The organism is Enterococcus canintestini (assembly GCF_001885735.1).
Lineage (GTDB): Bacteria > Bacillota > Bacilli > Lactobacillales > Enterococcaceae > Enterococcus_C > Enterococcus_C canintestini.
In genome coordinates, this window is record NZ_JXKG01000001.1 from 302,868 (window position 1) to 321,132 (window position 18,265).

The window sequence follows — 18,265 nt, forward strand, 5'->3', positions numbered from 1 at the left end:
CGGCGAAAAAACATTATTTTACGATTTAAATTTTATGATTCATGAAAAAGATCGGATTGGTTTAATCGGAATTAATGGGACCGGTAAAAGTAGTTTGTTAAAAATCATTGCCGGAATTGAAAGTGGTGACGGTGATTTAAATCCTCTAGACTATGCCAAAGATTATCGTATCGCATATTTGGCCCAAGAAAGTAACTTTGATACAAATCAAACCGTTTTACAAGCGGTCTTTGAAAGTGACAGCCTGAAAGTTCAGGTAGTAAAAGAATATGAGCAAGCTTTGCAGCAGCTCGCGATAGACGGAACAAGTGAGCGAGCACAAAAACGTTTTGCCAAAGCAGAAGCAGCGATGAACGAGCAAGATGCTTGGCAGACTGACACCAACGCTAAAATTATTTTGCAAAAATTAGGCATTCACCAATTAAATGAACCGATTAACAACTTATCTGGTGGGCAACAAAAGCGGGTCGGTTTGGCGCAAGTTTTAATTGATGAGCCGGATTTACTTTTATTAGATGAACCGACAAACCATCTGGATTATGATGCAATTACATGGTTAGAAAATTATTTGAAAAATTATCGCGGTGCCCTTTTAATGGTTACCCATGATCGTTATTTCTTAGATCGCGTAACCAATCGTATTTTTGAGCTTTCAAATGGGGAGTTGCAAGAATTTAGTGGAAATTATGAAAACTATTTAGCGGCAAAAGCTGAAAGAGAACGGGTAAATGCTGAAGCGGAACAAAAGAAAAAGCAACTTTATAAACAAGAGTTAGCCTGGATGCGAGCTGGGGCTAAGGCTAGAACAACTAAACAACAAGCACGGATTAATCGTTTTGAAGATTTAAAAGAAAGTATGGGCCAAACTAAAAATGAAGAACAAGTCGCCATTGAAATAGCGACTAAACGTTTGGGAAAAAAAGTAATCGAGTTAAAAGAAGCAAATTATGCCTATGAGAATAAAGTAATTTTAAATGATTTTAATTTATTAGTGCAGGCTAGAGAAAGAATTGGCATCACTGGTGAAAATGGCGCCGGTAAATCAACGTTACTCAATCTTATTAGTGGCAAAATTCCTTTACAAAGCGGTATTTTAACGATTGGTGAAACTGTTCGTATGGCTTATTATACGCAGCAAAGTGATGTGATGGATCCAAATCAGCGCATGATCAATTATCTGCAAGAAGTAGCAGAAATGGTCAAAAAAAATGATGGTACTCAAGTTAGTGTGACGGAAATGTTGGAACGTTTTTTATTTTCACGCCAAACCCATGGCACCCCAATAGGAAAATTATCCGGTGGAGAAAAACGCCGTCTGTTTTTACTAAAATTATTAATGAGTCAACCGAACGTTTTATTGTTAGATGAGCCGACAAATGACTTAGATATTGCGACATTAACTGTTTTAGAAGATTATTTAGATACATTCCCTGGTGCAGTCTTAACTGTTTCCCACGATCGCTATTTCTTAGACAAGGTCGCTGAAAAACTACTGATTTTCAAAGGGAATGGCATTATTACGTCTTATTTTGGTAGTATTACCGATTATTTAGCGGAAAATACGATAGGAGATTCTCCCACATCTGTAACTAAAAAAATCAGTGAAGATCCAGTAACCAAGCCAAAAGATGCAGTAAAGAAAAAATTGACTTACATGGAACAAAAAGAATGGGAAGCAATCGAAAAAGAAATCACAAAGCTAGAAGAAAAGATTGCCACGCTAACAGAAGAAATGAATCATCAAGGGGCAGACTTTACCAAATTGCAAGAATTACAAAAGCAGATTAGTAAATCTGAAGCTTTGTTAGAAGAAAAGATGCAACGGTGGGAGTATTTAAGTGAATTTGCTACAGACTAAGCGATGAATATAATATGACTGAAATCTTTTTGAATGGTAAGGAGGATATTTATGGAACAAGCATATTTAGATCTAGGCAGAAAGCTATTGGAAGAAGGACACGATAAAGGGGATCGGACGGGAACTGGTACGAAAAGTTTATTTGGTTACCAGATGCGTTTTGACTTAAATGAAGGCTTTCCATTACTGACGACTAAACGCGTTCCTTTTGGTTTAATTAAAAGTGAATTGTTGTGGTTTTTAAAAGGGGATACTAATATTCGTTATTTGTTGCAACACAATAACCATATTTGGGATGAATGGGCGTTTGAACGCTATGTAAAAAGTGCGGATTATACTGGTCCAGATATGACTGATTTCGGTCGTCGTTCTTTGGTGGATGAAAAATTTAATGAAGAATATCAAAAACAAATGAAAGCTTTTTGCGAAAAAATTGTCGCAGATGAGAAGTTTGCCCAAAAACATGGTGATCTGGGCCATATTTATGGTTATCAATGGCGTCATTGGGAAAAGCAAGATGGAACTTTCATTGATCAAATTAAAGATGTCATTGAGATGATTAAAACCAATCCCAATTCCCGTCGTCTCATCGTAACGGCATGGAATCCAGAAGATGTTCCTTCAATGGCGCTTCCTCCTTGTCATACGATGTTTCAATTTTATGTTTATGACGGTAAGTTAAGCTGCCAATTATATCAAAGAAGTGCAGATGTCTTTTTAGGTGTGCCGTTTAATATCGCAAGCTATGCATTGCTAACACATCTAATTGCTCATGAAACAGGTTTAGGCGTAGGAGAATTTGTCCACACTTTAGGGGATGCACATTTATATCAAAATCATATTGAACAGATGAATGAACAGTTAACTCGAGATGTTCGTCCAGCACCAAAATTAGTTTTAAATCAAACAAAATCTTCTGTTTTTGACTTTGAAATGGAAGACATTCAAGTGGAAAATTATCATCCTCATCCTACAATTAAAGCACCGATTGCAGTTTAAATAAAAAACAATTTATAAAAAGGAGATTGTCATGTTAGCAGCAATTTGGGCCCAAGATCAAAATGGTTTAATCGGCAAAAATGAAGCTTTACCTTGGTATTTACCAGACGATTTAAAGTTTTTTAAAGAGATGACGATTGGCAATACATTAATAATGGGACGGCGGACTTTTGAAGGAATGGGCGGAAGACCTTTACCGGGAAGAACAACTATCATTTTAACACGTAATCAAAATTACCAAGCTCCAGCAGGCGTCTATGTAATGCATGATGTTAATGCAGTGTTAGAATATGCACACAAAAAAGAGCATACGGTTTTTATTGCAGGTGGAGCGGCAGTCTATACGGCGTTATTACCTTTTTGCGATTACATTTTTCGCACCGTAATTGAAGATTCTTTTGAAGGGGACACGTATTTTCCTGCGATTGAATGGGAAAATTGGCGCTTAGTGAAAAAAGTTGCCGGAAAAATTGATGACAAGAATAAATTTCCCCATACTTTTGAAGAATATGAACGCATTCATGCGGATTAATAAAAAATGAGGTGTGATAATGGACTCTTATCACACCTCATTTTTTAGCTTTTATCTGCTAGTTAGCTAAAATTTTAACTAACAATTATGAACTAATCATCACTTTTTAAGTATAAAGTAAAATGGAGAAATACATAAAACCTGCACCTAACATAACAAAAAGATGCCACACCACATGCATAAAGCGAATATTTTTCAGACTATAAAACAGGGCTCCAATGGAATAGGACATGCCGCCAGCAACTAAAAGTGCAGTTCCTATATTGCCTAAAGATAACCACAAATCTTTAGCCGCGACTAAACAAAGCCAACCCATGAATAAATAAATAAAAGTTGAAACCTTAGAGACTGTATCTTTTTTATGCAGTGTCAAAGATTTATAAATAATGCCAGTAATTGCTAGGAGCCAAATTAATGCAAATAACGTCCATCCTAACCAACCTTTAATACTTAAAAGGCAAAAAGGAGTATAGCTACCTGCTATCAAAAGAAAGATAGAGTCATGATCAAATACTTGAAAGACTTTTTTTGCTTTGGTAAAAATTAAACTGTGAAATAAAGTAGAACACAAAAAAAGTAGAATCATCATCGAACCATAAATCGCATAAGAAACTACATGGATGGCTGATCCTAAACGGGCACCTTTGACTAATAAGATAACAAGTCCAGCGATTGCTAACCCAAAGCCAATACCGTGAGTCACAGCGTTTAGTACTTCATTTAAGATTAAATATTTACGAGAAAATCGCGGTTTTTCCATATCTTACCTGCCTCCTTTTAGGGAATGTTTCAAAATTAATGAAAAAACAAATTGTCTCTGTTATACTTAGAGACAGAGCATGTTTAGACGTATTTTAACATGAAGATGAGCAATGTTAAAGGAAGAGTGAAGGAACCATGGCAAAACTTAAAATAGTTACGGATTCATCGTGTACGATGGAAAAAGCAATGCAAGAGAAATTAGAAATTGAAATCGTTCCCTTATCGGTAATGATTGATGGCGTCTTATATAAAGATGACGAAACCCTACCTGGTGAAAAATTTATGAGTATGATGGCTACAGCCAAAGAATTACCCAAAACAAGTCAACCACCAATTGGCGAATTCGTTGAGCTTTTTGATGCATTAGGAGAAGATGGCAGTCAAATTTTGTCTATTCATATGACGAAAGGCTTAAGTGGGACAGTTGAAGCGGCCCGTCAAGCGAGTAATTTATCTAAAAGTGATGTGACAGTCATTGACAGTGACACGACAGATCAAGGCCTATCTTTTCAAGTAATTAAAGCCGCCCAAATGGCACAAGCAGGCAGTTCATTAGCTGAAGTTTTGGCAGCGGTTGAAAAAGTAAGAGAAAACACAAAACTTTATATCGGTGTCTCGACGTTAGATAATCTCGTAAAAGGTGGACGAATTAGTCGCGCAACAGGGATTTTATCTAATTTACTCAATATGCGAGTTGTAATGGACTTTGATCATTCTGAATTGATTCCAGTGGTAAAAGGACGAGGGACTAAAACTTTTACCAAATGGTTTGAAGGATTAAAAAAAGAATTACAGCAAAAAACCAACGTAAAAAGTATTGGTATTTCCCATGCTGATGGTTTAGCCTTATGTGAAGAATTTAAAAAAGAACTGCAAGAAATTTTTCCTGAAATGCATATCCCACTGCTACACACCACGCCGATTATTGCAACACACACTGGTAAAGGTGCATTTGCGATAACTTATTATACGGAAGATTAATAATTGGAAGTTAAAACAAAAGTATGCGAAATAATCAATGATCAAAAGAGATAAGAAATGATTTATCTAAAAAAATTGATTAATAAGCAGCTGCTACGAGCAAACTTTTGTTTTGGCTTCTTTTTGATTGGTAAATTTTACAGTCTAGTAATTAGAGAAAAGTAAAGCTTTATTAGCGTTAATGTGGGATACTACCTTTTTATCCTTTTTTTTGCTAAAATAGGCGATACTATAGCTTTTTGGCTTAGTTTTAAAGAGGAGGTTTAGCTATTGAAAATTTTTAAACCCCTGATTACCGTTTTAATCGTGGGGATTGGTGCAATGCTTGTTTATATTGTGCTAAATCAAGCGATTCCTGCTGCCAAACCAATCTTGGAATCAGCACCTAGTAATGAAGTGGTGAAAAATCAAAAAGAAAAAATTCACTTTGTTGCTGTTGGCGATTCTTTGACTGAAGGAATAGGTGATGAAACTAAACGTGGTGGTTTTGTTCCTATCGTTACAAGCGATATTGAAGAACGCTATCGTCTAACCAGTGTAGAAGTGGAAAATTACGGGGTGGCTGGAGAACGTAGTGATCAGATTTTAAAACGCATGAAAAAAGAAAATAAAATTTTAAAAAATATTGCTTCGGCAGATATTTTGACATTAACTGTAGGTGGAAATGATTTAATGAAAGTGATTCAAGATAATTTCTTTGGCCTTTCTATTAAAACATTTCAGAAACCACAAGCTAAATATCAAAAAAGGGTAGCTGAAATCATTACATTAATGCAAAAAGAAAATCAAACAGCGCCTATTTACGTTTTTGGTATCTACAATCCATTTTATTTAAATTTTCCTGAAATTACCGATATGCAAAAAATTGTCGATAACTGGAATTTAGCTACGGAAGAAACGACAAAAGAATTTCAAAATGTTCATTTTATTCCAATTAATGATTTGTTATACCGTGGACTTGATAATGAAGTGGGCATTGACAGTACACTTGATTCTTCAGCAGAGGCTGATATAAAAAGTTCAAATAGTAGTGATTTAAATATTGTCGATAACAATGCGTTATATGACCAGGATAAATTTCATCCGAATAATTTGGGCTATCAGTTAATGGCCAATGCATTGCGAGATGAATTAATTCAAACGAAATCAGAGTGGCTGATAAAAAAATAAGAAACCTATAAAGACGAGGAGTAGTCGCAAATGACTGAAAATAATCCTAAAAAAACTCGTGAAGAAAAGCAAATATTCAAAAAGATGAATTTCAAAAAAATGAATGGTTGGAAGATTGCATTTTTAGTCTTAACGGCGTTTGTCATTGGCACCGGTATCTTTTTGAGTACGAGAATTTTTGCTATCAGAGAACCAAATTATAGTGAAACCGCAAAAGTAACTAATACTAAAGGACAAGAAGTTACTACAATTTCTATGAACAAAAGTCAGTTAAATGCTTTAATTGATTACTATTTAACCGATTTTCAAAAAGATAGTAGCGTGAAATATCAATTTGCCCTAGAAAATGAAGCTATGCTTTCAGGTGAGACAAAAGTATTAAATTTTCCGGTTCATTTTTATTTGTACTTTGATCCTTATGTGATGGAAAACGGAAATATTCAATTGCGGGCCAAGAGCATGTCAATTGGTACATTGGGTCTGCCCATTGAAGAAGTTATGAAATTGGTGAAGCGAAGTTATGATTTTCCAGAATGGATTGAAGTAACCCCGAAAGATAAAGCTATTACTTTACGTTTAGATCAGTTTCAATTACCAACGGGCCTTTTTGTCAAAGCTAAAAAGATTAATTTAATTGACGATGAAATTCAAGTAGGCTTATATTTGCCAGAAGGAAAGGAATGATTTGATGGAACGCGCAATTTTTGCAGGTGGTTGTTTTTGGTGCATGGTGCAACCCTTTGATGAACAACCTGGAATTTATACAGTGACTTCTGGTTATACAGGAGGTCACGTGGAAAACCCAACGTATGAGCAAGTCTTAACTCATACCACAGGTCATACTGAAGCAGTGGAAATTATATTTGATCCTGAAATTATTAGCTATGAAGAATTATTGCAAATTTATTGGCAACAGACAGATCCCACCGATGCCTTTGGTCAATTTCAAGATCGCGGGGATAATTACCGACCAGTCATTTTTTATTTAAATGAAGAACAAAAAATAAAAGCTGAAAAAAGTCGGCAAGCTTTAGCTGATAGCGGTATTTTCTCTGAACCGATTGTGACGACAATTGAACCAGCGCAACCTTTTTATGAAGCAGAAAGTTATCATCAAGATTACTATAAAAAACATCCTCAAAATTTTGCTTTAAATCACCAAAGACGCGCTGAATTTATTAAAGAACATTGGGAGGAGTTTAATGCGTAGAAGTTTTTATCATTATGTTTTGACTTTAAAAGGGCCAAATCATTTAAGTGAAGAACAAGTTTTCGCTAATCATGTCAGTCATGATATTCAGTTTCCCAAACATACTAGTGATTATGATGAGTTATCTAGTTATTTGGAGATGAATGTTAATTACCTAACAAGTATGGATATTTTTGATCGCATTTATGAGCAATATGTGGAAAACAATCGTTAAGAAAGAAGGCCCAAGATGAAGAAAATATCCCCTAAAATTTATTTTGCTTCACTCGTAACAGTGGCAGTTCTTTTTGGCGCTGGCGGCTATTTGTATGGGACTATTCACGAATTACAAAATGAAACAGTCGCAAAAAGCAATGATGATTTAGCTCAAGTACAACAATTGTATGATGAAATAAAGGGAAATTACTATCGGGATGTAGATTCAAAGACATTGGTCAATGGAGCGTTAAAGGGCATGACAGAGGCCTTGGATGATCCGTATACGACTTTTTTAGATGAAGAAGGATCGAGTCAATTAAATCAATCTTTATCTGATAGTTTTGAAGGAATCGGCGCGACATTGCAAATCAAAGATGAATATCCTGAAATTGCGCAAGCGCCAATTAAAGATACTCCAGCTGCTAAAAGTGGTCTAAGAGCAAATGATATCATTTTAAAAGTAGACCAAATGACTACCAAAGGAAAAAAATTAGCTGAAGTAGTAAGTAAAATTCGTGGTAAAAAAGGAACCGAAGTTATTTTACAAATAAAGCGTGGTAACGAGACATTCTCAGTTACTTTAAAGCGAGATAAGATTCCACTTCACACAGTTACAGAAAAAATTAGTAATGAAAATAAGCAAATTGGGGTACTACAAATCAGTAGTTTTGGCGAGAATACCGCTAAAGAACTAAAAGATGCTATCACTTCATTACGTAAGCAAGGTGCAAAATCATTTATTTTAGACGTCAGACAAAATCCTGGTGGACTATTAGATCAAGTTGAAAAAATGGCAAGTATGTTTTTAAAAGATGGTCAAACTATTGTAGAATTTAAAGACAATCATCATACTGTTTCAAAAGCAGTTGCTGGCGAAAAATTTGATCAAGGATTTAAAGTAACTGAACCAACAGTCGTGTTAGTAGATAGTGGTTCTGCTTCTGCTTCAGAGATTTTTGCGGCCGCCCTAAAAGAATCTGCTAAAATACCGATTATCGGGACGACTACTTTTGGTAAAGGAACGGTTCAAACGGTGAGTCCAATTGATGATAAAAGCAGTTTAAAACTAACCGTCAGTAAATGGCTAACCCCAAAAGGTAATTGGATTCACGAAAAAGGTTTAGAACCAACGATTAAAGCTGATTTTCCTGATTATGCTTATTTAGCGCCATTACCACGGGACAAGGAATTAAAACAAGGCCAGTCTTCTGATGAAATCAAACGTCTAAATCGCTTTTTAAAAGCTTTAGGTTATGATACCGCTGGAGATGTGTTTAATGAGAAAACCAAAAATGCGCTGAAAGATTTTCAAACTAAACAACATCTAGAAGTTTCACAGACTTTAAACAAAGAGACTGCCGATGCAATTGAAAAACAATTAACTACGCAAATTACGAGTCATGATGAAGCGTACCACAAAGGAATTGACGTGTTGAAAAAAGAAATGGCTTCAAAGAATTAATGCAGGAGAAATGGTATGAAAAAGTTTAAAGAATATTTTTGGATGACAATAAAATATGCCATTATTGCTTTTGCAATTGCTATTTTAGTACGCGGTTTTTTACTTATTCCCGTGCCGGTAGAAGGAAATTCAATGGAGACTACTTTAAAACAAGATGATATGGTCATCATGGAAAAAATTTCCAAAATTAAACGGTTTGACGTTGTCGTTTTTCAACTAGCAAGTGGTACGACATATATTAAACGAGTCATAGCCTTGCCTGGGGATGAACTATATTATGACAACGATAAGCTTTACGTTAATGGCAAGGTCGTTTCAGAACCCTTTTTAGCAACAAATAAAAAGAACTTAGCAGATGAGGGCTCTTTTACCAATGATTTTTCTTTAGAAGAATTAACTGGGGCTAAAAAATTAGGTCCGGATAGTTATTTTGTGATGGGGGATAACCGCCGTATTTCAAAAGATAGTCGTTCTTTTGGGGCGATTAAAGCAGAGTCAATTTTAGGAAAAGCACGCTTTGTCTATTATCCTTTTAAACATTGGCGGATTATTTAAAATGATAGGTGACAGAAGTGGTCAGCTTCAAGAAATAGGAAGTAATGTTAAGAAGTTGCTACTTAAATATTTGTGAAATTTCGAGTTATTTAAGCAAAATTTGCTTTTGAAACAAGAGTTTATCGCCAAAAAACAGGTGTGACGAGATTTTTGTCACACCTGTTTTTTATAAAATAAATCTGGCTTAACGCTTTAAAAAGCGTTTTACACCGTGTAGCGGTGTCTTTTTATCAACTGTCCGGTTGTCAATAAATAATATTGCCAACATTACATAAGCAATCCAACTATCACGAGAGTACAAGGTATAACGAGAGCGCCATTGGCTGGCATATTTTTCTTTATAGTCTCGGAGACCTTGGAAAGAGTAAAATCGTGAACCAAATTCATACACCAGATAAGCAATACGTTCTTGTAAGAAACTTTTACGGGATTGACCGACATTTGAAAGTGGCGCCATTCCCAAATCAAAATACTGAATACCATTTTCTTGCATATAAGAAAACAAGTTAACAAACAAGAAATCCATACTGCCAGATGGCGCTTTTTGGGCATGATGACGCATCAAATCGATTGTACCAATCTCATTCGTATAGGTCGGAATAATATTGGCAAAAGAAACAATTTCACCATCGCTATTTTTGACCACTGCCATTGGCCCGCGTTGCAAATAATCTTCAGAGAAAAAGCCTAATGAAAATCCTTTTTCTTTTCGGCCGTCTAACCAACTATCAGAAATTTCTTTAAAAGTTTTCATTTGTTGGTCCGAATATGGTGGTTGTAAAACTTCAAAAGTAAAGCCTTTTTTTTCAATTTTATTTAAAACTGCTCGTGTTCCTTTCATCTTTTTACCAGAGGTGGTAAAAGTATCCAATTCAACTAGTGCTTCTTCGCCCATCTTGATAAAGTCATAACCTAATTCATGCAAAATCATAACGGTTTCTTCATCTGTTTCATAAAAGACTGGTAAATAGCCCAATAAGTCTGCATCGTGAATAAATTGGGCAATCGCCGCTTCAAAATCAGCTTTATTGCCATTGGGACTACCCATCACCACATTTTTATTATTGTAAGTCGCAAACTGTAAAAAGACGGTATCATCGCTGCCGTTATTGTAGACGTAAATATTTTTATCTTTTAAATAGACCAGTTGAGAATCTGAGTTTCCACCATATGTGGTTAGGATATGGCTGACTTTTGCTTCATCAAACGCTTGACCAGGCTGCTGCTTTTTCCCTTGTAAATAACGGACAAAAAGCAAAATAAACAAAGCGATAACTAAAATTGCGACAAACCCTGAAAACCATAACTTTTCTGAAGGAAACAAGAAAAAGCTAATCGGTTTTCGGTGATGGTGGGGAAATGTAGGCAGATTGTAAATACCAATAATTAAATATAAAAGAGTTAGACCACCGATAATAATACCGTCAATAGTTAATTGTTCCCATGAGTAGACGAGTTGTTCACGGAATAATTCAGTTTTAGATAAAATTGTAATCAATAAAATCAGGCTTAAGAAAATAATTGCGGCTAGACTAAAGTCAATTAAAAACGTATAAATAATCGCGGCCACAATTAACATAATGGTCGGGAAATAGGCGCGTTTTACTCGTGAAGCAATCCCTCTACCCATAATTAACAAGCTAAATCCTAAAACGATACTAGGAAATTGCACGATAATGTGGAAACGAAATGGATTGACGTGTTGTAACCATTTGAATTCAGAAAACGCTTGGGGAATTGTTGCCATTAGGACCATCATAATACCGGAAAAATAAAGCATAATTACTTCGATCTTATGGAAAATTTCCAATGTAAGTTGTTTGGGTATACCAGAGTAACGTACGTCCACTTTTGTCCATAGATTTTTGAAGAAAAGTGCTAGACCAATAGCAAAAGGAATCAGGTAATAAAAAATTCGGTAGAGTAAAAGCCAAGCAACAACTGTTTCACGGTTGATTCCCAGATTGGATAATCCTAAAATCATCATAATATCAAAACTACCCAATGCCCCAGGAATCATGGAAACAATCCCAATAACAGAAGCTGCGATATAAAGTGGCAAGACTTGCCATAAAGGAAAAGGAACTTCCATTAAATAGCCTATTGCTAGAAACGAACCGGCTACACCTGTCCACTCCAAAAAGGAAGTTGCAATTAGTTCAAGACGATACTGTTGTTTAAGTCCACCTAATAAGCCAGTCTTTTTAAAATGGGTAATGATTAAAACAACAGGGAAGTATAAGCCACCACCGATTAACCAAATCCAATACTGTTTTAAATAAGGATTAATATCAGTAAAAGTAACTAAGAAAAAGGAAATCAAACTATAAATAGAAAGGCCAGACATTAAGAAGATCAATATTTTTGATAGTGCGCTGGCGACGTCTTTTCCCTTTTGGCCTTTGCCAAAAAATTCTGAACGTAACCCAATGCTAATAAATCCTCCGAAGCCTGCGATATTGTTAATCGTATTAATTAACCAGCTCATTTCAAAAATGTAACTTTTTTTGTGATTCAAATTCAACATCTTATTTAATGTGAAATCATAGCCTACCATTGGTAAAACAGCAATCAGGCCAATAATAAACATTAAAAAGACTTTGTAAATAGGGACATCTCCCAAAGTAGCTTTTAACTGGGCGATATTAATTGTTTTGCTAATTGAAATAAGTTCACCTACTACAATAATGATAACTGCGAAAAGAAAAATTGTTTTTAAAATACTCTCATAGCTTTTTACTTTGGCAATAATTTTTTGCATATCAACACCTACTTTTCTTGTAAAAATTTGTAAACCATTTGATTGAAAATTTCCGGATGACTAAAAGCGACTGTGTGACCGGCTTTGCTAATTAAAATTAGCTGACTATTAGGTAAGAGGGCGGCTATTTTTTGGGTGTGACTGGTTTAATGACATCACAAGTGCCTGCGATGACGAGTGTTTTGGCAGTGATCTGCTCTAAATCTATTTCACTTAACGGTAAATCATTCACCATTAAACTCAGCATGTTTTTTTGTCTTATAAAAGTAGTGCTAAAAACTCCTAAAAAAGCCAAGCTAAAATAGCCCAATTGAGTAGCCACTCTAGTTAGCCACTTTTCCCCGTTTACACGATAATTGCCGGAATTTAAAATCAGGCCTTCAACTTTTTCGGGAAAAATATGGGAAAAGGCCAGGGCTAGATTGGCACCATCACTAAAGCCTAAAATAGTAGCCTTACTAAGCTTTAAAATTTCCATAACCTCTGCTAAATCACCAGCTAAAAGGCGAAAATTAAGCTCTGTTGCTTCATTATTAGAACGGCCATGACCACGCGTATCTAAAATGAGACAATCAAAATAATTGGCAAAAAAAGGAACTTGTTTTTTAAAATAGCGACCACTACTATTGTTGCCATGTAAAAAAATCAAAGGTTTGCCGGCGCCATAACGTTCATAATAGAGCTTGGTTTGATCTGTTAAAGTAATAAATCCACTTGTCATAGGCACCCTCCTTTCTTTCATTATAACGATTGGCTAAAATTATGAACAATGATATGGATAACTTTAGCCAAACAATATTGTAAGTTGTTGCCAAATATTTTGTTTTTCTAAAATTATTACCAAGAAATGGTTTTGTGATAGCCATAGAAAAAGAGAAATAGTAGTATAGAAAAATACTCAAAACGTTTGGATGGTTTTTATGTTAAAAAAAATTAGCAAGATTATTTTAAAGTGTTTAATTTTGATTGTCTTAGTAGGTATTATTTTTATTGGCTTTCGAAATTACCAAATATTAAAACAAGTCCATCAATACGATGCGATTGTTGCTAGTGCGACCAAAAAATATCAGATTTCCTCTAAAGAAAAATTAGCCCAGGCCATCATTTTTACTGAATCAAAAGGGCAAGGCTCTGACGTGATGCAAAGTTCTGAAAGTAGTTATGGCAGCCAAAATAAGATTACAAACACAGACGAAAGTATTGATGCCGGTGTTAAATTTTTAGCTGCCGCTATCAAAAAAGCACAAGCACAAGACTGTGATCTCTGGACGGCTGTTCAAGCTTATAATTTTGGTTTGGATTATATTGATTTTGTTGCCAAAAATGGGGGGACAAACACAGTCGAATTAGCGGAAAAATATTCTAAAGATGTTTTATCGCCAATTTTAGGTAATCAAGATAAAACGAAATACCGTTATTGGGGAATTCAGTCATTACTTTATAATGGTGGCTTTTTATACCATAATGGCGGGAATATGTTTTATGCGGATCTGGTGAAATTCAACGAAAAGAAAATCAATTGGACGAACTTTTTATTTTAGCTTGCAAGCAAAACCAAATATGCTAAACTTTAAAAGGTATTTTATTAATTGTTAAAGTTGAATTTAATCATGAGGAGTGTCTTAGAAGATGGGAAAAACAATGGCAAAAGAGGCGAAAACAAAAGATTGGCTACTTCGCTTTGTTAAAGGCATGTTTATTGGGTCAGGTTTCATCTTGCCAGGAGTTTCTGGGGGAGCTTTAGCGGCAATTTTTGGTATTTACGAACGGATTATTTCGTTTTTAGCGCACATAACCCGTAATTTTAAAGAAAATGTTTTATTTTTTATTCCAGTTGGTTTAGGTGGTATCACTGGTGTCTTTTTATTATCTTTTGTGGTGAGTTTTTTATTAGGAACTTATGAAACGATTATTTTATGGTTTTTTGTAGGGTGTATTATAGGAACAGTTCCTGCTTTATGGAAAGAAGCCGGTAAAAAAGGGCGTAGTAAAAGAGAAATTATTATTTTAGTGGTGAGTTTTACATTAGGCTTTTTATTTTTGTGGAAAGGTTCAGGTTTATTTTCTCAAGTAGATCAAAACTTTTTCACTTGGATAATCGCAGGTGGCTTAATTGGTTTGGGGATGATTGTACCAGGACTTAGCCCTTCTAATTTTTTAGTATATATGGGGATGTATAAAGCGATGTCTGATGGTATTAAAGATTTAAATCTCAGTGTGATTATTCCAATTGGGATTGGTGGTATTATCACCGTTTTAGGCTTGTCAAAAGTGATGGATTATATTTTTAGTAAAGCTTATCCTCAATTGTTCCATTTTATTTTAGGAATTGTTTTTGCTTCGACTGTGATGATTATTCCAACGAATTATCAAGGGTTTACTTTTGCAGGTTACGCAGGTTGTGTTGTGTTGTGTCTGCTGGGCGCATTATTGGGTGCTTGGATGAGCAAACTAGAAGATCAGTACAAATAGTTGTCCTAAAATAATTTTGTTTGGCTTTTGCCAAAAAATGCTTTTGAGCTTTTGAATAGAGCAAATACTTTCTTTAGTACTTTTTTAATGAGTGTTTTTCAATTCACGGACTTTAGGTCGTAAGACTTGAAAAACAAAGAGAATATGTTAGAATATAGTTTGTATTATTGGGTCTTTTTTGAAGTCGCGCTGATTTTTAATTAGTGCGATTTTTTACCGATAACAATTGTTTAATAATTTGCAGGCTGGAGGTGAATGAAGTGGCCAGAATACCTCAGAATGTAATTGATGAGATTCGGGAAAAGAGTAATATTGTCGAAGTCATTGGTCAATACGTCCAGCTAAAAAAAGCCGGTAAAAACTACGTTGGCTTGTGTCCTTTTCACGAAGAAAAAACGCCATCTTTTTCTGTCGCCGAAGATAAGCAGATTTTTCACTGTTTTGGTTGCGGCCGAGGAGGAAACGTTTTTGGTTTTGTTGAAGAATTAGAAGGACTTACTTTTCCAGAGGCTGTTGCAAAAGTAGCAGAAATTGAACAAATTCCTTTTGCTGATGAATACAAATTAAATACAACGACGCAAGTGGGCAATTCACCCCAACAGGCATTAATTAAACTGCATGAAAAAGCAAAAGAAGTTTATCACCATATGTTGGTGAATACAGCTGTCGGGCAGTTAGCTTTAGATTATTTATTAGAACGTGGGTTAACCCAAGAGCTGATTGATGAGTTTGAAATTGGCTTTGCACCAAACGAACGCCAATTTTTGCAACAAGTTTTTGCTAACGAAAAAGTGGACTCCACTCTTTTAGTTCAGTCGGGACTTTTTGTGGAACGAGAAAACGGTGAATTAGCCGATCGTTTTTATCAACGGATTATGTTTCCAATTCACGATGTAAAGGGAAAGACGATTGGGTTTTCCGGACGTATTTTAATAACACCGGATTATCCAGGCGAAAACCAACCGAAGTATTTAAACTCACCGGAAACCGAATTATTTAATAAACGCCAAGTTCTTTTTAATTTTGATAGAGCCAGACCTGTAATCCGCAAAGAAAATACCGTTTTTTTATTTGAAGGCTTTATGGATGTTATTGCTGCTTGGCAATCTGGTGTAAAAAACGGAATTGCCAGTATGGGGACGAGTTTAACAAGTCAACAAATTGCAATAATCGAACGAGTTGCAGGGGAAATTGTCATTAGTTACGATGGCGACAATGCTGGCTTAAAAGCAACTGATCGGGCCATAGCATTATTAGATGAACACAGTAATTTGGATTTAGCAATTTTACAGTTGCCGGAAAAACTTGATCCAGATGAGTATGTTCAAAAGTACGGTAGTGAAGCATTTTATGAATTGGCTTATCATGGCCGTGAAACTGTTTTTGGTTTTAAGATGGCTTATTTACGCCAAAATAGAAATTTAAGTAATGAAAAAGAACAACTTGACTATGTAACTGATTTATTACAAGAATTGGCAAAAGTTGATTCATTACTCGCTCAGGATCGTTATTTGACTCAAATTGCCACGGAGTTTCATTTAAGTCGGGAAACATTGCAGCAACAACTCAGTGAATTCAAACAAAAACGACGACAAGAAGCTACAAAAGCACCTCGGCACAATATAGCGACTGAAGATGCGCCTCAAATTGGTTCACAGGAAGTAAAATCATCAGCTATAACCCAGCGGCCAAATAGACCGTTAACTCAGGTCGAACGAGGCGAACAGCTAATTTTGTATCGACTCTTTAACGATAGTTCACTGTTATCGCGTTTACAACAAGCAGAGTTAGTTTTTATCCATGATGAATATCAAACGATTTATTTTATGTATGAAAACTTTATCGAGAGTTTCGGCAACTTTTCTTTACCTGATTTTCTCGATTATTTAACAGAAACGGCAGTGAAAAATAAAGTGATTGAAATTGCCTATCTTAATGTACCGCAAGATTCTTCTGAAGAGGAGATAAAAAGCATTTTGCGTTTATTCCAAAAGGCACGCATTGCTGAAAAAATTAATCAAAAGAAATTTATGCAGCAAGAAGCAAGTCAATTGGGCAATATGCAGCAGGCATTAGAGTTGGCAGTTGAAATAATAGATTTAACCAAACAATTGCAGCAAGCTTAATTACACAAAGGGGGCCTTCTTTTCATGGCAAAAGAACAAAAAACAGAATATGATAAAGCGGTAAGTGCCTTTATCAAAGAAAATAAACCCAATGGCCAAGTCGTTTACGACGAATTGTCCAATAAATTGGCCACACCTTTTTCATTAGATGCTGACGCAATGGACAAATTAATCCAAAAAGTTGAAGATGCTGGTATTAGTGTCGTCGACGAAAATGGCGAACCGTCTGTTCACAGCTTAAAGAGCAATGAAAAGAAAGCAGAAGCAGCCAAACAAGAAGACTTGTCCGCACCAACAGGGGTAAAAATAAATGATCCTGTGCGTATGTATTTAAAAGAAATTGGTCGCGTACCACTTTTAACGGCTGAAGAAGAAGTTGAACTAGCCTTAAAAATTGAAGAAGGCGATCAAGAAGCAAAACAACGCTTAGCTGAAGCAAACTTACGTTTAGTTGTTTCCATTGCGAAACGTTATGTTGGCCGTGGAATGCAATTTTTAGATTTAATCCAAGAAGGTAATATGGGGTTAATGAAAGCAGTAGAAAAATTCGATTACCGCAAAGGTTTCAAGTTTTCTACTTATGCGACTTGGTGGATTCGTCAAGCGATTACTCGTGCGATTGCTGACCAAGCCCGGACAATCCGAATTCCAGTTCACATGGTTGAAACCATTAATAAATTGATTCGAATCCAACGTCAATTACTACAAGACCTAGGACGGGAACCAACACCTGAAGAAATTGGTGCAGAAATGGATTTGCCAACTGAAAAAGTACGTGAAATCTTAAAAATTGCCCAAGAACCAGTTTCATTGGAAACGCCAATTGGTGAAGAAGATGACTCTCATTTAGGTGATTTTATTGAAGACCAAGAAGCAACTAGTCCAGCAGAACATGCGGCTTATGAACTCTTAAAAGAACAACTAGAAGATGTTTTAGATACTTTGACAGATCGTGAAGAAAATGTGTTACGTCTTCGTTTTGGTCTTGATGACGGTCGTACCCGGACGTTAGAAGAAGTCGGAAAAGTCTTTGGGGTTACCAGAGAACGGATTCGCCAAATTGAAGCAAAAGCATTGCGGAAATTGCGCCATCCATCTCGCTCGAAACAATTAAAAGATTTCTTAGAATAATATCAAGCTGTTACGCTATTTTATTGGGCTCTTCGTCAAATTGTGTTG

17 protein-coding genes are annotated in these 18,265 nt (G+C 35.6%); 14 read left to right on the forward strand and 3 right to left on the reverse strand.

Translation table 11 applies throughout. From position 1 onward, the window contains the following. Positions 1–34 precede the first annotated feature (34 nt). The 3 genes from RU96_RS01410 to RU96_RS01420 are packed head-to-tail and all read left to right on the forward strand — an operon-like array spanning position 35 to position 3,389. Positions 35–1,858, forward strand: coding sequence for an ABC-F family ATP-binding cassette domain-containing protein (locus RU96_RS01410; RefSeq protein WP_417323499.1), 1,824 nt, complete (start codon positions 35–37; stop codon positions 1,856–1,858). Between the two features lie 51 nt (positions 1,859–1,909). Then, positions 1,910–2,857, forward strand: a complete 948-nt coding sequence (locus RU96_RS01415; protein WP_071863762.1) for a thymidylate synthase — start codon at positions 1,910–1,912, stop codon at positions 2,855–2,857. A 31-nt stretch (positions 2,858–2,888) separates the two neighbouring features. Next, complete coding sequence (locus RU96_RS01420; protein ID WP_071863763.1) at positions 2,889–3,389, forward strand: dihydrofolate reductase; 501 nt, start codon at positions 2,889–2,891, stop codon at positions 3,387–3,389. Between the two features lie 106 nt (positions 3,390–3,495). Here RU96_RS01420 and trhA read toward each other — a convergent pair whose 3' ends face one another. Next, positions 3,496–4,149, reverse strand: a complete 654-nt coding sequence (trhA, locus tag RU96_RS01425; protein WP_071863764.1) for a PAQR family membrane homeostasis protein TrhA — start codon at positions 4,147–4,149, stop codon at positions 3,496–3,498. A 137-nt stretch (positions 4,150–4,286) separates the two neighbouring features. Between trhA and RU96_RS01430 the strand changes: the two genes are divergently transcribed. From RU96_RS01430 to lepB, 7 genes are all read left to right on the forward strand, one after another. After that, entirely contained in the window at positions 4,287–5,132 is an 846-nt protein-coding gene (locus tag RU96_RS01430) for a DegV family protein (RefSeq protein WP_071863765.1), read from the forward strand. Positions 5,133–5,402: 270 nt separating this feature from the next. Continuing rightward, positions 5,403–6,302, forward strand: coding sequence for an SGNH/GDSL hydrolase family protein (locus RU96_RS01435; RefSeq protein ID WP_071863766.1), 900 nt, complete (start codon positions 5,403–5,405; stop codon positions 6,300–6,302). Positions 6,303–6,332: 30 nt separating this feature from the next. Beyond that, positions 6,333–6,986 carry a YpmS family protein gene (locus RU96_RS01440; protein WP_071863767.1) on the forward strand — a complete coding sequence of 218 codons (654 nt, stop codon included), beginning with the start codon at positions 6,333–6,335 and terminating at the stop codon, positions 6,984–6,986. Between the two features lie 4 nt (positions 6,987–6,990). Continuing rightward, positions 6,991–7,512, forward strand: a complete 522-nt coding sequence (gene msrA, locus RU96_RS01445; RefSeq protein WP_071863768.1) for a peptide-methionine (S)-S-oxide reductase MsrA — start codon at positions 6,991–6,993, stop codon at positions 7,510–7,512. Continuing rightward, entirely contained in the window at positions 7,505–7,726 is a 222-nt protein-coding gene (locus RU96_RS01450) for a YozE family protein (RefSeq protein ID WP_071863769.1), read from the forward strand. The genes msrA and RU96_RS01450 overlap by 8 nt, the downstream gene beginning before the upstream one ends. A gap of 15 nt (positions 7,727–7,741) precedes the next feature. Next, positions 7,742–9,172: a S41 family peptidase gene (locus RU96_RS01455; protein WP_071863770.1), complete on the forward strand. Its 1,431-nt coding sequence runs from the start codon at positions 7,742–7,744 to the stop codon at positions 9,170–9,172. A gap of 15 nt (positions 9,173–9,187) precedes the next feature. Continuing rightward, positions 9,188–9,727 (forward strand): signal peptidase I, encoded by a 540-nt coding sequence (lepB, locus tag RU96_RS01460; RefSeq protein ID WP_071863771.1) that lies wholly within the window; start codon positions 9,188–9,190, stop codon positions 9,725–9,727. Positions 9,728–9,911: 184 nt separating this feature from the next. Here the strand turns inward: lepB and mprF are convergent, their stop codons facing one another. Together mprF and RU96_RS01470 are read right to left on the reverse strand one after the other, a co-directional pair. Beyond that, positions 9,912–12,488 carry a bifunctional lysylphosphatidylglycerol flippase/synthetase MprF gene (mprF, locus tag RU96_RS01465; RefSeq protein ID WP_071863772.1) on the reverse strand — a complete coding sequence of 859 codons (2,577 nt, stop codon included), beginning with the start codon at positions 12,486–12,488 and terminating at the stop codon, positions 9,912–9,914. Between the two features lie 124 nt (positions 12,489–12,612). Continuing rightward, entirely contained in the window at positions 12,613–13,209 is a 597-nt protein-coding gene (locus RU96_RS01470; RefSeq protein ID WP_249024133.1) for an alpha/beta fold hydrolase, read from the reverse strand. Positions 13,210–13,408: 199 nt separating this feature from the next. Between RU96_RS01470 and RU96_RS01475 the strand changes: the two genes are divergently transcribed. The 4 genes from RU96_RS01475 to rpoD all read left to right on the forward strand — a co-directional run bounded on the left by RU96_RS01475 (position 13,409) and on the right by rpoD (position 18,217). Further along, entirely contained in the window at positions 13,409–14,029 is a 621-nt protein-coding gene (locus tag RU96_RS01475; RefSeq protein WP_071863773.1) for a lysozyme family protein, read from the forward strand. A gap of 88 nt (positions 14,030–14,117) precedes the next feature. Further along, positions 14,118–14,960 (forward strand): DUF368 domain-containing protein, encoded by an 843-nt coding sequence (locus RU96_RS01480; RefSeq protein WP_071863774.1) that lies wholly within the window; start codon positions 14,118–14,120, stop codon positions 14,958–14,960. Between the two features lie 260 nt (positions 14,961–15,220). Continuing rightward, the gene (gene dnaG / locus RU96_RS01485) at positions 15,221–17,086 is read left to right on the forward strand and encodes a DNA primase (protein ID WP_071863775.1); all 1,866 of its coding nucleotides are present in this window, start codon (positions 15,221–15,223) and stop codon (positions 17,084–17,086) included. 24 nt (positions 17,087–17,110) lie between these two features. Beyond that, entirely contained in the window at positions 17,111–18,217 is a 1,107-nt protein-coding gene (gene rpoD / locus RU96_RS01490; protein ID WP_016172347.1) for an RNA polymerase sigma factor RpoD, read from the forward strand. Positions 18,218–18,265 lie beyond the last annotated feature (48 nt).